The following is a 13,396-nucleotide window of genomic DNA, read 5'->3' on the forward strand; positions in this document are numbered from 1 at the left end:
GGCCGTGTGTCGGTTCTTGGACGCGGGGGCGCTTTCCACGGTTCCCGGTGAGGGGGCTCCGGCTCACTGCGGCGGCTCCAGGGGCGCGGCGACGTGCTTGCGGGCGCTGTCGTAGATGATCTGGCTGCGGAAGCTGGCCACCTCGCGGCGCTGGGTGAGCCGGTCGATGAGGAAGCTGTGCAGCGCGTCCAGGGAGGGCACCGACACGTGCACCAGGAAGTCCTGCTCCCCCGCCACGACGTAGACCGCCAACACCTCGGGCAGGGCGAACATCGCGCCCTTGAAACCCTCGATGACCTGGCGGCTGGGCGGGCGCAGCTGCACCGACACGAAGGCCTCCACCTCCCGGTTGAGCGCGGCCGGGTCGATGTCGGCGTGGTATCCCCGGATGACCCCGCGCCGGTGCAGCAGGCGCACGCGCTCCAGGCAGGTGGAGGGTGCCACGCCGAGCTTGTGCGCGAGCGCGCGGTTGGTCTGCCGCGCGTCCTGCTGGAGTTCGCGCACGATCGCCGAATCAAGTTCGTCCATGGCCACCACGGTAGCCCCTCGATCGAATAGTGTTCGGCCCAGTCACCATGGGTGCGACCGTATGGCTAGGTTCTGCACCGTTCACAAGCCATATGAACGGGGTAACCATGGGGATGTCCACCAAGATCGTCGTCGTCCTGCGCGAGGGCCTGGAGCCCGCGCTCGCCGCCAACGCGGGGGTGGTGCTCGGCCTGGCGCTGGGCGGACGGATGGAGAACTCGCTGGCCGCCGACGGCAAGGACGCGGGCGGCGGCCTGCACGCCGGGCTCAACCCGCACCCGGTGCCGACCCTGGTGGCCTCGGCGGAGCAGTTGCGCGCGCTCAAGGCCGGGGCCGACGAGCGCGACCTGACGGTGGTGGGCTTCAACGAGGTGGCCCGCCGCTCCCGCGACTACGTGGAGTACCTGGACGCCCTCGCGGTCACCGAGCCCCAGGACGTGGAGTACGTGGGGGTGGCCGTCTTCGGGGCGCGCAACGCCGTCAACAAGCTCACCGGGAAGCTGGCGCTGATGCGCTGAGGCCGGTGGCCCTCGCGTGACGGCGGGAGGAAGCGCGGGCAGGGGACCCGCGCCTCCACCCCCCGGGAGGAGGGCGGCGTCGGGCGGGACCACCGGCGGGCGAATGTGCCTGCCGCGGCCACGCGGCCGGGGAACCGGCGGGGCCGGACGGACGTGGGCCCGGGGTCCGCTCACGCGCCCCCGGTGAGCTCCTCCAGTTCCCGGTAGGAGGACACCGTGCGCAGCTGCTGTTCGGTGAGTCGGTTGATCCGGGCCTTGGCCGCCCGCGCCCGCGCCCCGGTCTGCAGGAAGCCCCGGTGGATCTCGGGCAGGGCCAGCTCCCAGCCGCACACCGCCCTGGCCGGGTAGCGGTACCACTGGCGCACGACCACCGAGCCGACCCGGATCGCGTGTTCGTTGCCCGGGGGAACGTTCGGACGGTCGGGTTCCCGACCCAGGTAACGGTGCCCGTCGGCCAGGTCGCAGGGCCCGCAGCCCGGTTCGCCCGAGCCCAGCGCCCGCCCGCACTCGGGGCAGACCAGGCGGTCCATGGCCGCGTCCACCACCCGCCAGGGGAACTGTCCGGGGTCGGAGAGCACGAGTTCGGCCAGGTCGCGTTCTGCGTCGCTGCCCGGCTCGGCGTCCCACTCGGCGCACGCCTCGGCCCAGGCGTGGTCGGTCTCCGCGCGGATGAGGCGCATCGTCTCGGCCAGTTCCGGGGTGCGCCAGCCGTCGCGGGTGGACATACCCCGCACGCTAACCCGGCCGGACCGCCGCGTGCCACGGGTTTTGCCTGCCCCGCCCGGCGCCCGCGCCCCCGCCCGCCGGACCGGACGGCACCGCTAAAGGGAACCGCGCTCGGGGCCGAAGGTCCACACGCGTCCCGTGTTGCGGCCGTCCCTGCGAGTCGGCTCCCCCAGGAGCGCGGTGAGACCGTTCTCGACGCGGGCCAGCAGATCCCGGCCGAACACGCACAGGGTGTTCTCCCAAGGGTGCCCGAACGTGCCCATTCGCAGGTCGTGCGTGGTGTAGATGTAGTAGTCCCCATCGGGGAAGACCTGGCCGGGGACCTCGGGCTGACCGGGGCCGCCGACACGAGGCGGGTCGAACCGGTAGCCCGTGTGGTTCCAGTTCAGCCAGTACAGAAGCTCGTCGGGGCGTGCGAGGGCGAGCACCTCGGGAACGACGATCCGTTCCAGTTCAGGGTCGTTGGGCCCGTCCAGGAACCAGGTGGCCGAGTCCACGGGTTCGCGGATCCCGGGATGCACTTCGGTGCTGGGCCTGAAGGAGAACCGCTCGTAGAAGCGGTCCCACAGGTCGTCGTGGTCGGGGTCGAACAGGAGCTGCCGCACCGGGCGCTCCACGGCCGGGACCCCCGCCGGAGACCAGTGGTAGGAGCGGACGGTCGTCACCTCATGGAAGCCCGAGCGAAGGTACATCCGCCGCAGCTCACCATCCGCTTCGGCGGCGACGAAGCGGATTCCGGCGTTGACCCATCCCCATGTGCGCGGCAGTGTCGGTCGGGTCCACTTCACCATGTCGCTGAGCAGAGCCGGACACGGAGCGGTCATACCCTCCACCGTGGCGAACAGGGTGCCGGTGAGGACCTGGAACCAGGCCACCGCGTGGACGCGTCCTTCCTCCACCAGCTTCAGCGAGACCCCATCGGACCGTATCCCGTCCCTCATCTGCTCGAAGAGCGCGCGCTTGTGTGGTTCGCCCGCCTCGGCCAGACGCAGCGCCTGCTCGTCGTAGTGGTGGGTTCCAGCGAGGAGAAGGTGTCCCGGAGGCGGGTCCACGTCGGGGATGGCCTCCAGCGGAGCGACCAGGACCGAGCGCTCCCACCCGGGAGTGAAACCGGCTGCGAGCAGGGCTTCGGCCAGGCCGGGGCTGTCGTGGGAGTGCACGCGCCACTCGACCGGTTCCGTCCTCCTGTCAGCCTTCTTCTGCTGGACTCGGACAAGATCGGCCAGGTCGGCGCCCCTGGTGTCGGTGTGGTCGATCACCGCGTGTGTACCGTGATGCGCGCTCACCAGTGGTCCCTCGCGTTCCACGACCACCCCGAGCGGTGGGTATTCGGGGACGTGTCCGCGTACGTGGGTGTCGTAGGCGGCCAGTAGCTCGCCGGGGTCCACAGTCACGCACTCTCCTGTTTGCCGTGCCGTCCGACCAGGGGCCGACCTATTATTCTGCCCGGGTCGAGTGGAGTCCACCGGATATGTCGCCACTGTCACCGCACCCGCACGGGAAGGCGACGGGTCGGGTAACGGAGCCGTGACGATCCCCGTGGGTCCGTGCGCCACGCGATGTGAAGGGCCCGGCGGAACGCCGCCGGGCCCACACGCCACGTCAACCGACCGGATCAGCCGCCGCCGTGCGCGGCCGACTGGCCGACCAGATCGGACGCGGACGCCCGCGGGGCCAGCGTGAGCCGGTCCCACGAGGCGACGTCGCGCTGGAGCTGCCGGTCGTGGGTGGCGAGCACCACCGCCGCCCCGGTGGCGCCGAGGCCCTCGGTGAGCTCGTCGACCAGGGCGATCGAGAGGTGGTTCGTCGGCTCGTCCAGCAGCAGCACGTGCGGCCGGGACGCCAGCGCCAGGGCCAGGTCGAGCCTGCGCTGCTGCCCCATGGACAACTCACGCAACGGCTTGTTGACGTCCGCCGACGAGAGCAGCCCCAGAGAACTCAACGACACCGTCTCGCTCTCCCTGAGCACGCCCTCGCTGACGAGCCGTCCCAGGTGGGCGGCGAACACCTCCCGGGCACGGCGTGCCCCCGCCCGCGGTGACTCCTGGGTCAGCAGTCGCACCCGTGCGGTGCGCGCGGTGCGCACACCGCCGCCGGTCGGCTCGATCCGCCCGGCGAGCACCGACAGCAGCGTCGACTTGCCCGCCCCGTTGGCCCCGGTGACCACCAGCCGCGAACCGGAGTCGAGGGCCAGGGTGACCGGCTGGTCCAGCCGCCCCGCGACGGTGACCTCGTTGGCCCTGACCAGGGTCACACCGGGCAGCGCCGCCAGTTCCGGCATCCGGAACCGCAGCGGGGGCGGCGGCATGGTGACCGCGTGCGCCTCCAGGTCGTCGCGCCGGCGGTGGACGGAGCGCACGAGTCCGGGCGCGCGGGTCGCCCGCTGGTGCTTGCCGGTGCCCTTGTCCGGCCGCCAGCCGCTGACCAGCCGGTTCTGCGCCTCGGACAGGTCCTGGGTGAGGCGGGCGTGCTCGGCCCGCTGCAGCTCGTACTCGGCGGCCCAGCGTTCGCGCTCGGCGCGCCGTCCCTCCTGGTACCCGGCGAACCCGCCGCCGTACACGCGGGGCCTGCCGTCGCGGCTCGGGTCGAGGTCGAGCATCGTCGTGGCCACGTCCGAGAGCAGGGCGCGGTCGTGGCTGACGAGCACCACGCCGTTGCCGTGCCCGCGCAGTTGGGCGGTCAGGAAGTCGAGCCCGGCGGCGTCGAGGTGGTTCGTGGGCTCGTCCAGCAGAAGGAAGTCGTGCGAGGCGCCCAGCAGGCAGGCCAGCCGGACGCGGTAGCGCTGGCCCACCGACAGCTCCGCCAGCGGTCGGGACCGGTCGGTGACGGCGCCCAGGTTCTCCAGGGCGAGGTCGACGCGCCGGTCGGCGTCCCAGGCGTCCAGCACCTCGGCGGCGTTCAGGGCCGCGGTGTACTCCTCGGCGGCCCGGGGATCGCCCTCGGCCAGTCCCTCGGCGCTGGCGTCGAGCGCGGCCAGGGCCGCGCGGGCGTCGGCGAGTTCGATGTCGATCAGGTCTCCGACGGTGCGGCCGCCGGTCGCCGGCATCTCCTGTTCGGCGACGCCGAGGGTGCCGATGCGCTGTACGGTCCCGGAGTCGGGTTCGAGCGCACCGGCGAGGACGTGCAGCAGCGTGGACTTGCCGCGGCCGTTCTCGCCCACGACTCCCCAGCGGGATCGCGGTGTGACGGTCATGTCGACACCGGAGAGGACCGTGCGGCCGCCGCGGTCGATGTGGACGCCGTTCGCGGCCAGTTGCGCCCGCTCACCGGCGGGCAGCACGAGTTTGGGGTTGAGGGTGGTCACTGTTCCTCCGAACAGAGCTCCGCCCGGCGCGGTGGCGGCGGGGTGTGCGGGAGCTCTTCGAGCTGACGGGAAGGACCCGGGAAGCGGGTCGGTGTACACGTCGGGCACCCGCGGCCACGCGGAGGTGGGGCGGGCGCTCAGGCTCGGATCAGAGGTACAGAGGTAGATGCACGAGTTCACGGTAGCAACCGGTCCGCGCGAACGGAAAAGGGTTTACCGGGAGCCGTCCGCCCCGTGCCCCCGACGTGGTGCTGCCCGAGGGCTTCAGCGCCCGGCAGTCGGCCGCGGCGCTCCCCCTCAGCCCCGGCCGGTGGCGTACAGGTACAGCAGCGCGTTCATGGATGTGCCGCTCACCAGCTGGCGTCGCCTGATCAGCTCGGGGACCCGGTCCAGCGCCACCCACTCCACGCGCTCGGCCTCCCAGGCGTCCTGGGGTTCGCCGACCCTCTCCGCCGTGTCGGCGACGAAGACGTGGTGCTCGCTGTCGGTCAGCCCGCTGGAGGGCTGGACGTAGACCAGGGGGCGCAGCGGTCCCGGCCGCCACCCGGTCTCCTCCAGCACCTCGCGCGCGGCCGCCCGCTCGGGGCTCTCCCCAGGGTGCACGCCGCCCATGGGGATCTCGTAGCCCCAGGTGTCGGTGATGAACCGGTGCCGCCACAGCAGCAGCGCCCGGCCCCGTCCGTCGAGCACCACGGCACCGGCCCCGGGTGGTCGGCGGATGAGCCGGTGGTCGAACCGGTGCCCGTCGGGCAGTTCGACGTCCGCGGCCCGCACGTCGATCCACGGGTCGGTGTACAGGGGCTTCTCGGAGTGGACGGTCCAGCGCACGGGCGGCCCTTTCCGTTGGCGGGGAGCGGGACCACCAGACTGGCATGCCCCCGCGTGCGAGCGAAGCCGTCGGCGCCGAGCCGCGAAGCGACCTCATCGACCCGTACGGCCCGCGTGCGCGCGTGCGGGAGCCGGTCCGCGCGGTCCGGCCGGGTTCCGGCACGCTTTTTACCGCCCGTTACCCGGCCGCCCCGGCCGCCGCGAGCGTCGCTGCGCGGCTGGGCGGGCCTCCTGCTCTCGGCGGCCGGTGTGGTCCGGGTGTGCTCGGGCCCCACTGTTGGCACGGTCACGTTCGCGCTGGTCCGGCCCGTCGCGGGACGCCGAAGAGGCCCGGAAGCGGCCCCATGCCGCCTGACCGGGGGGTTGCTCGGGCTTGGTGTTGTCTTTCCCACCAGCCCCAAGTGGTTTCAAACACTTTTCAAAGCCCTGACCAGCGCATACGTTGCACGAGTGAACTTTATGCGATCGATACCCAAGTTGACGTTTACCGCGACCTCCAGCCTGCTCATCACCGGCGGGCTGCTTCTGGCCGGACCGGGCGCCGCAGCCGCGGACACGGCTTCCGCCAAGGAGGTCGCCGACACCCTCAACGGCAAGCTGAACGATGACATGGCCGGTCACATGACCGAGGAGCACGTCGAGAACGCCCGCGCGATGGTCGACGCGGCCAAGGACCGCGACCTGGGCGAGGACGCCGCCGCCATGGCGGTGGCCACCTCCATCGTCGAGACCCACCTGGACAACCTCGACTGGGGCGACCGCGACAGCGTCGGCCTGTTCCAGCAGCGCGACCACTACGGCTCGCAGGAGGACCGTCTCGACCCCACCTGGGCCACCAACGCCTTCTTCGACGAGCTCGAGCGCGTCTACCCCGAGGGCAGCTGGGACGACACCCCCCTGGGCGAGGTCGCCCAGGACGTGCAGCGCTCGGCCTACCCCGACCGGTACCAGCACCAGGTCGACGACGCCGAGATCATCGTGGACCAGCTCTGGTAACGGACCGTTCCTAGACAGACAGTGGAGCGTGCGAACCCCGCTCTCGCATGCTCGTCCGGCGGAGGCCGGTGACCGGGTGCCCGGTCACCGGCCTCCGCCGTTTCACGCCTCCTGACGTGCGGCGTTGGCGGCGAAGGCCTCGCGCAGGTACACGCTCAGCCCCTCGGCGTGGGCGTCGACGGTGGCGGTGAAGCGCTCGTCGTCCACGTACAGCCGCCCCAGTCCCCGGTGGACGCAGGCGGTGCAGTCGTAGAACCAGCGGGTGATGTGGGCGCGGTGCCGCTCGGCCAGGTCCATCACGGCGGGGCTGTCGGGCGCCTGCCCGTCGTTCATGGCCGCGGCCAGGGCCAGGTAGATCTCCTCGCCCTCGGTGTTGAGCCGTTCCCAGTCGGCCTTGGTGTAGGAGCCGACCCTGCGCTGGGACCGGGCGTAGGCCTCGGTGCCGCCCCAGCGTCGGCGGGCCTCCTCGGAGTGGGCGTCCACGTCGAAGTCGCCGAAGAGTTCGAGGCGTTCGGCGGGGGTCAGGTCGAGTTGCATGGTGTCGGCCTCCATCAGGCGTTCGATGCCGCGCGCCATCGTGCGCAGGCGTTCGATGCGTTCGGTCACCAGCCGGTGCTGACGGGCCAGGTGGGCACGGGTGTCGGTGGCGGGGTCGTCGAGGAGGGCGGCGATCCGGTCCAGGCCGAAGCCCAGTTCCCGGTAGGTCAGGATCTGCCGGAGCCGTTCCAGGTCCTGGTCGCTGTAGCTGCGGTAACCCGCCCGGGTGCGTTCGGCGGGAACGAGCAGTCCGATCCGGTCGTAGTGGTGCAGGGTCCGGACGGTCTGCCCGCTCATCCGGGCGGCCTCGCCGACGGTGTGTCCCATCTGTCCTGCCGCTTCCTCGCTGGTGGTGACGTGTGCCCGAAGCTAGGGCCTGACGCCGCGTCAGGGTCAACCACTTTCCCCGGACGGGCCGCCCCGCGTCCACCACCGGGCCTTACTCGCCGGTAACATCTGGGGGTATGAGCCCTGACCGCACCACCGAGGACTTCCGGTTCGACCGGGACACCCGCGTCGAGAAACTGGCCGACGGCGAGTTCGCCGCCACCCTCACCGACGCCTGGACCACCTTCACCTCCCACCCCAACGGGGGATACGTCCTGGGCGCCGCCCTCAACGCGCTGCGCCAGAACCTGAGCCAGCCCGACCCCCTGGCCGTCTCGGCGTTCTTCCTTCGCCCCGCCGCCCCCGGCGCGGCCACCGCGCGCACCGAGGTGGTGCGCGAGGGGCGCCGCACCGCCACCGGCCAGGTCCGCCTGGAGCAGGGCGGCAAGGAGATCCTGCGCGCCACCGCCACCTACGGCGACCTGTCCCCCGCCCCCTCGGCCCGCGTGCTGACCCTGAACGAGCCCCCGCGCCTGCCCGCCCCCAAGGACTGCCCCGTTCCGCCCGAGTTCGACAACCCCGAGGGTCTGGGCATCGCGCACAGCGTCGACTACCGCTACCCCGGGCGGCCGGGCTGGTTGGACGGCAGGAAGGACGGCCGCCCGCACGCCGAGTTCTGGATGCGCTTCGCCGACGGGCGCGAACCCGACACCCACGCGCTGGCCTCGATGGTGGACTTCGCTCCGCCCGCGGTCCTGGAGATCGGCGAGTTCGCGACGATCACCGTCGAGCTGAGCGTGCACGTGCGCGCCAGGCCCGCCCCGGGGTGGCTGGCCTGCCGGGTGTTCACCAAGCACGTCTCCGGCGGCCTGCACGAGGAGGACATGGAGATCTGGGACGCCACGGGCACGCTGGTCGCCCAGTGCCGCCAGCTGGCCATGCTCCTCTGATCGGAACTCCCCTCGGTGCGCGGAGGCTCTCGGCGCGGGCCGACCCGCGCCGCGCCGAGAACGCTTCCCCTGAACGGACCGGGCCAGCCGATGGCTGCTCCCGTCACCGCCCGAGGGGCCGACCCGCCCGGTTCCGGCCGCGGACCATCGACCGGGCCTCGGCGAGGCCCCCGCCCGGACTCAGACCACCGCGCGGAAGTGCGTGGTCAGGCGCCGGTCCTCGTCCAGGATGTGGAAGGCCACACCCGGGGGCTGGTCGCGGTTGGCCGCGGTCCCGCCCTCCCAGGGCATGCTCAGCGTCCACGTCACGCCGGGCGCCAGCAGCAGGGGTCGCCCGGCGAAGGTGGTCGCCCCGCCGGTGTGGGCGTGCCCGACCAGGATCCCCGCCACCCGGGGGTGGGCCCGCAGCAGCCCGGCCAGGTCGTCGGCGTTGTCCAGCCGCATGGAGTCGGGCAGCGGGTGGTGGACCCGCACGGGCGGGTGGTGCAGGGCCAGCAGGGCGGGCCGGTCGTCGGGCAGGGCGCTCAGCGTCTCGTTGATCCACACCAGGGTGGCCGTGTCCAGGTGGCCGCCGTCCTCGCCCGGGACCGTCGAGTCGCAGGTCAGCACCGCCGCGCCGCCCACCTCGTGCACCTGGTTGAAAGGCGCGTCGGACGGCTCCCGGCCCAGCAGCGACGCGCGCATCCGCTCGCGGTCGTCGTGGTTGCCGGGGCAGACCAGCACCGGGAAGGGCAGGTCCAGCAGCCGGGCCGCCTCACGGTACTCCTCGGCGGTGGCGTGGTCGGCGATGTCACCGGTGACCAGGAGCGCGTCCGGTGCCTGGGCCAGGCCGCGCAGGTACTCCGCGGTCCGGGCGGCGCGCCCGGTGGTGCGGTCGGTCCCGTCCAGGTGCAGGTCGCTGATGTGGGCGAGCAGGAGTGTCATGGCCGTCCTTCGTCGGTCGCGGGTGCGTTGCGCCCTCCGGGACCGCGCGGACCTGCCGGTTCCGCCGCTGGGAGGGCGCACGGAACCCGTGCGGCCGGGAACCCCCGGCCGCCGCCCCGTGCCCGCCCCAGGCCGTTGACCGGCCGTTTCCCGTCGGGTGAAACGAGGCTATTGCGCGCATCGGGAGCGGGACAGGGTGGTTGTCCGCCCGCGGTCGGCGGTCGCGGCCTCGGGCGGAAACCCGGGGCGACCACAACAATCTCTGTGTTCAAAACGACCAGAAGATTTACCGGTCGGCAAACCGTGGGTCATGCTCTCGAAACCGGTGCGGATGCGACCGGCGCCACGGAGCGGTGTAACGGCCGCCACGTTCCCGCCTCGGGCGGTCCGTCGGCCCGCGAGCGCCCGCCCGCACCGCGGACCCGCAGCAACGGAGAGAGCCACCCCATGAGCATCCAGCGCATTCTGCGCGTCGGCGGCGCGGTCGCCGCGGCCGTCGTCATCGGCGCCGCGGCGGTCAACGCCTCGTCGACCGGCGGCGACGGCGCCGAGGCCGTACGCAGCCGACTGACCACGATCGTGCCCGCCGCGCCCGGCGGCGGCTGGGACCTGGTGGGGCGCGAGGCGCAGAACGCCTTCCGCGAGGGAGAGATCGTCGCCAACAACCAGGTGGTCAACGTTCCCGGCGCGGGTGGAACCATCGGCCTGGCCCAGGCCGTCCGCCAGGAGGGCCGGGCCAACATGCTGATGGTGACCGGCACGGTCATGATCGGCAGCATCATCGTCAACAACTCCTCGCACGACCTGCAGGACGTCACCCCCATCGCCCGGCTGGCCGACGACTACGAGGTGGTCGTGGTCCCCGACGACTCCCCGTACCAGGACATGGGCGACCTGGCCGAGGCCTGGCGTGAGGACCCGGGCGGGATGGCGATCGGCGGCGGCTCCCTGGGCGGCACCGACCACCTGCTGGCCGGACTCATCGCCTCCGACGTCGACGTCGATCCCCAGGACGTCAACTACATCGCCTTCTCCGGCGGCGGTGAGGCGCTGACCTCGCTGCTGTCGGGCAGCGTCGACGTGGGCATCAGCGGCTACAACGAGTTCAGCGACCAGATCGAGGCGGGCAACGTGCGCGCCCTGGGCGTCTCCGCGCACGAGCGCGTCGAGGGCATCGACGTCCCCACCCTGGCCGAGCAGGACATCGACGCGGTCCTGCCCAACTGGCGGGGGTTCGTGGCCCCGGCCGGCATCACCGAGGAGGAGCGCGCCGAGCTGACCGCGATCGTCACCGAGATGCACGACACCCCCGAGTGGGCGCAGACGCTGGAGCGCAACCGCTGGGACGACACCTTCCAGACCGGCGAGGAGTTCGAGGAGTTCCTCGCCCTGGAGACCGAGCGCATCACCACCATCACCGAGGAACTGGGCCTGTCTTGAGTACCGACGCCACCACCCCCACTCGGGCGACGGAGCCCGTCGCCCCGCCGCCCCGCCCCTCCTGGTGGCGGGGCCGGTCCGAACTGCTGGTCGCCGCCCTGGTGCTGGGCATCGCCGGGTTCATCGCCGTGCAGACCGCCGCCATGCCGGTACCGCCGGGCACCGAACCGCCCGGCCCGCGCTTCTTCCCCACCCTGGTCGCGATCTTCATGGGCGTCACGGGCGTCGCCCTGGCCGTGCAGGTCCTCCTGCGCCCGGCCCGCACCGCCGAGGCGCCGACCACCGGTGAGAACGCCGACGCCACCGACGGGGGCGCCCCGGCCGGCGAGGCGGGGCCCGTGCGCATCGACTGGCGCTGCCTGGGGATCGTCGTCGCCTCGCTGACGGCGTTCATCCTGCTGCTCCAGCCGGTGGGCTGGCTGCTGTCCGCGGCACTGCTGTTCTTCGGCGTGGCCTACGCCCTGGGCAGCCGCCGGTACCTGTTCGACGCCGTGCTGTCGCTGGTCTTCTCCTCCGTCATCCAGCTCGCCTTCGTCGCCGGTCTGGGCCTGAACCTGCCGGCCGGAATCCTCGGGGGCATCTTCTAAATGGACGTTCTCACCAACCTCATGGCGGGGTTCGCCAACGCGCTGAGCCCCGAGTACCTCTTCCTGGCGCTGCTGGGCGTCATGCTCGGCACGGCCGTGGGCGTGGTGCCCGGCCTGGGCTCCTCCATGGCCGTCGCGCTGCTGCTGCCGGTCACCTTCCACCTCGACCCCACCGGCGCGTTCATCATGTTCGCCGGTGTGTACTACGGCGGGCTGTTCGGCGACTCCACCGCCGCCATCCTGATGAACACGCCCGGGCAGGCATCGGCCATCGCCACCGCCATCGAGGGCCACAAGATGGCCAAGCGCGGGAGGGCTCCGCAGGCGCTGGCCACGGCGGCGATCGGCGCGTTCATCGGCGCGATCGTGTCCACGGCGCTGGTGGCGTTCTTCTCACCGGTCATCGTGCAGCTGGCGCTGCAGTTCGGTCCCGCCGAGTACTTCGCGCTCACCGTCTTCGCGTTCGTGGCCACCTCCGCGGTGGTCTCGGACTCGGCCGTGCGCGGCCTGATCGCCCTGGGCATCGGCCTGGCCATCTCGATGGTGGGCATCGACGGCCTCAGCGGCGCGGAGCGCTTCACCCTGGGCGTGCCCCAGCTCTTCGAGGGCTTCAGCATCATCACGGTGACCGTGGCGCTGCTGGCGATCGGCGAGGTGCTGCACGTGGCCGCCACCGCCCACGCGGGCGACGCGGCGCGCGGTGGCCTGCGGCGCACCGGCACTCCCTGGCTGAGCCGACGCGACCTGCGGCGCACGCTTCCGGCCTGGATGCGCGGAACCCTGTTCGGCCTGCCGTTCGGGTCGATCCCGGCGGGCGGCTCGGAGATCCCGACCTTCCTGGCCTACGGCACCGAGCGCAAGCTCGCCGCGCGGCGCGCCCGGCGCGGCAAGGGCGAGGACGAGTTCGGCGACGGCGCGATCGAGGGTGTGGCCGCGCCGGAGGCGGCCGCCAGTGCCACCGCCGGAACCGCGATGGGCACCCTGCTGGGTCTGGGCCTGCCCACGTCGGCGACCGCCGCGATCATGCTGGCCGCCTTCCAGCAGTACGGGATGCAGCCCGGTCCGCTGCTGTTCGAGCGCGACGGCGACCTGGTCTGGGCCCTGCTGGCCAGCCTGTTCATCGGCAGCGTCATGCTGCTCATCCTCAACCTGCCCTTCGCGCCGCTGTGGGCCAAGCTGCTGCTGGTCCCCAAGCCGTACATGTACGCCGGGATCGCGGTGTTCTCGTCCCTGGGCGTGTACGCGGCCGCGTCGTCCATGGTGGATCTGTGGCTGATGCTGATCCTGGGCCTGGTAGCTCTGATGATGCGCCGCTTCAACATTCCGTTGGCCCCGGTGCTGATCGCGGTCGTCCTGGGCCCGGTGGCCGAGACGGAGCTGCGCCGCGCCCTGGCCGTGGGGCAGGGCGACGTGTCGGTGCTCGTGGACAGCGGGATCACCCTGGGCATCTACGGGCTGCTGCTGACGATCGGCCTGGTCGTGGCCGTCGGCCGACTGCGCGCCCGGCGGGCCGCGCGTAAGGACCACACCCCGGTGGAGGCGGGCCGCGGCTGACTCCGGCCCGGCCCCTCCCGGGCGCGGCGGCACGGATCCACTCCCCCGTGCCGCCGCGCCGTTTCTGTTCGGGCCCGTGCCCGGTCGGCCGCCGACCAGCTGTCTCGCCGGGCCCGCGCGCCCGGCGGGGGACACCGCCTCCGAACGGGCCGCGTGACGTCCCCGCGTCGGGCCGCG

At 72.5% G+C, this 13,396-nt stretch carries 13 protein-coding genes; 6 read left to right on the forward strand and 7 right to left on the reverse strand.

Annotated features, from left to right (window positions below):
- Positions 1–63 precede the first annotated feature (63 nt).
- Positions 64–528: an Lrp/AsnC family transcriptional regulator gene (locus G011_RS0103140; protein ID WP_036552214.1), complete on the reverse strand. Its 465-nt coding sequence runs from the start codon at positions 526–528 to the stop codon at positions 64–66.
- A 107-nt stretch (positions 529–635) separates the two neighbouring features.
- Between G011_RS0103140 and G011_RS0103145 the strand changes: the two genes are divergently transcribed.
- Entirely contained in the window at positions 636–1,046 is a 411-nt protein-coding gene (locus tag G011_RS0103145) for a DUF2000 domain-containing protein (protein WP_013153187.1), read from the forward strand.
- A 170-nt stretch (positions 1,047–1,216) separates the two neighbouring features.
- Here G011_RS0103145 and G011_RS0103150 read toward each other — a convergent pair whose 3' ends face one another.
- From G011_RS0103150 to G011_RS0103165, 4 genes are all read right to left on the reverse strand, one after another.
- Positions 1,217–1,771 (reverse strand): hypothetical protein, encoded by a 555-nt coding sequence (locus G011_RS0103150; RefSeq protein ID WP_019607184.1) that lies wholly within the window; start codon positions 1,769–1,771, stop codon positions 1,217–1,219.
- A gap of 96 nt (positions 1,772–1,867) precedes the next feature.
- A complete protein-coding gene (locus G011_RS31990; protein ID WP_231391365.1) occupies positions 1,868–3,166 on the reverse strand; it encodes a DUF2716 domain-containing protein in 1,299 nt (432 codons plus the stop codon).
- A gap of 221 nt (positions 3,167–3,387) precedes the next feature.
- Positions 3,388–5,076 (reverse strand): ABC-F family ATP-binding cassette domain-containing protein, encoded by a 1,689-nt coding sequence (locus tag G011_RS0103160; protein ID WP_019607186.1) that lies wholly within the window; start codon positions 5,074–5,076, stop codon positions 3,388–3,390.
- 297 nt (positions 5,077–5,373) lie between these two features.
- Complete coding sequence (locus G011_RS0103165; RefSeq protein WP_019607187.1) at positions 5,374–5,904, reverse strand: NUDIX hydrolase; 531 nt, start codon at positions 5,902–5,904, stop codon at positions 5,374–5,376.
- 459 nt (positions 5,905–6,363) lie between these two features.
- Here G011_RS0103165 and G011_RS0103170 point away from each other — a divergent pair, with 459 nt between their 5' ends.
- Positions 6,364–6,900, forward strand: a complete 537-nt coding sequence (locus G011_RS0103170; RefSeq protein WP_026337967.1) for a hypothetical protein — start codon at positions 6,364–6,366, stop codon at positions 6,898–6,900.
- 102 nt (positions 6,901–7,002) lie between these two features.
- On the opposite strand, the gene G011_RS0103175 is transcribed toward G011_RS0103170, so the two are convergent.
- A complete protein-coding gene (locus tag G011_RS0103175; RefSeq protein ID WP_019607189.1) occupies positions 7,003–7,764 on the reverse strand; it encodes a MerR family transcriptional regulator in 762 nt (253 codons plus the stop codon).
- Between the two features lie 137 nt (positions 7,765–7,901).
- On the opposite strand from G011_RS0103175, the gene G011_RS0103180 reads away from it, so the two are divergent.
- Entirely contained in the window at positions 7,902–8,714 is an 813-nt protein-coding gene (locus G011_RS0103180) for a thioesterase family protein (protein ID WP_019607190.1), read from the forward strand.
- Positions 8,715–8,894: 180 nt separating this feature from the next.
- Here G011_RS0103180 and G011_RS0103185 read toward each other — a convergent pair whose 3' ends face one another.
- A complete protein-coding gene (locus tag G011_RS0103185) occupies positions 8,895–9,638 on the reverse strand; it encodes a metallophosphoesterase (protein ID WP_019607191.1) in 744 nt (247 codons plus the stop codon).
- Positions 9,639–10,085: 447 nt separating this feature from the next.
- On the opposite strand from G011_RS0103185, the gene G011_RS0103190 reads away from it, so the two are divergent.
- From G011_RS0103190 to G011_RS0103200, 3 genes are read left to right on the forward strand one after another with little or no spacing between them, the layout of a single operon-like run.
- Complete coding sequence (locus tag G011_RS0103190; RefSeq protein WP_013153177.1) at positions 10,086–11,078, forward strand: tripartite tricarboxylate transporter substrate binding protein; 993 nt, start codon at positions 10,086–10,088, stop codon at positions 11,076–11,078.
- Positions 11,075–11,665, forward strand: coding sequence for a tripartite tricarboxylate transporter TctB family protein (locus tag G011_RS0103195; protein ID WP_019607192.1), 591 nt, complete (start codon positions 11,075–11,077; stop codon positions 11,663–11,665). Before G011_RS0103190 ends, G011_RS0103195 begins: the two co-directional genes overlap by 4 nt.
- Complete coding sequence (locus G011_RS0103200; protein ID WP_019607193.1) at positions 11,666–13,219, forward strand: tripartite tricarboxylate transporter permease; 1,554 nt, start codon at positions 11,666–11,668, stop codon at positions 13,217–13,219.
- The last annotated feature ends 177 nt before the right edge of the window (positions 13,220–13,396 follow it).

Origin of the sequence: Nocardiopsis sp. CNS-639 (genome assembly GCF_000381685.1) — a bacterium.
Lineage (GTDB): Bacteria > Actinomycetota > Actinomycetes > Streptosporangiales > Streptosporangiaceae > Nocardiopsis > Nocardiopsis dassonvillei.

What these genes read in the sequence shown, in the direction of transcription:
- G011_RS0103140 (WP_036552214.1), bottom strand. Translation starts at nt 528, where the DNA reads ATGGACGAACTTGATTCGGCGATCGTGCGCGAACTCCAGCAGGACGCG.
- G011_RS0103145 (WP_013153187.1), top strand. Translation starts at nt 636, where the DNA reads ATGGGGATGTCCACCAAGATCGTCGTCGTCCTGCGCGAGGGCCTGGAG.
- G011_RS0103150 (WP_019607184.1), bottom strand. Translation starts at nt 1,771, where the DNA reads ATGTCCACCCGCGACGGCTGGCGCACCCCGGAACTGGCCGAGACGATG.
- G011_RS0103170 (WP_026337967.1), top strand. Translation starts at nt 6,364, where the DNA reads ATGCGATCGATACCCAAGTTGACGTTTACCGCGACCTCCAGCCTGCTC.
- G011_RS0103175 (WP_019607189.1), bottom strand. Translation starts at nt 7,764, where the DNA reads ATGGGACACACCGTCGGCGAGGCCGCCCGGATGAGCGGGCAGACCGTC.
- G011_RS0103180 (WP_019607190.1), top strand. Translation starts at nt 7,902, where the DNA reads ATGAGCCCTGACCGCACCACCGAGGACTTCCGGTTCGACCGGGACACC.
- G011_RS0103185 (WP_019607191.1), bottom strand. Translation starts at nt 9,638, where the DNA reads ATGACACTCCTGCTCGCCCACATCAGCGACCTGCACCTGGACGGGACC.
- G011_RS0103190 (WP_013153177.1), top strand. Translation starts at nt 10,086, where the DNA reads ATGAGCATCCAGCGCATTCTGCGCGTCGGCGGCGCGGTCGCCGCGGCC.
- G011_RS0103200 (WP_019607193.1), top strand. Translation starts at nt 11,666, where the DNA reads ATGGACGTTCTCACCAACCTCATGGCGGGGTTCGCCAACGCGCTGAGC.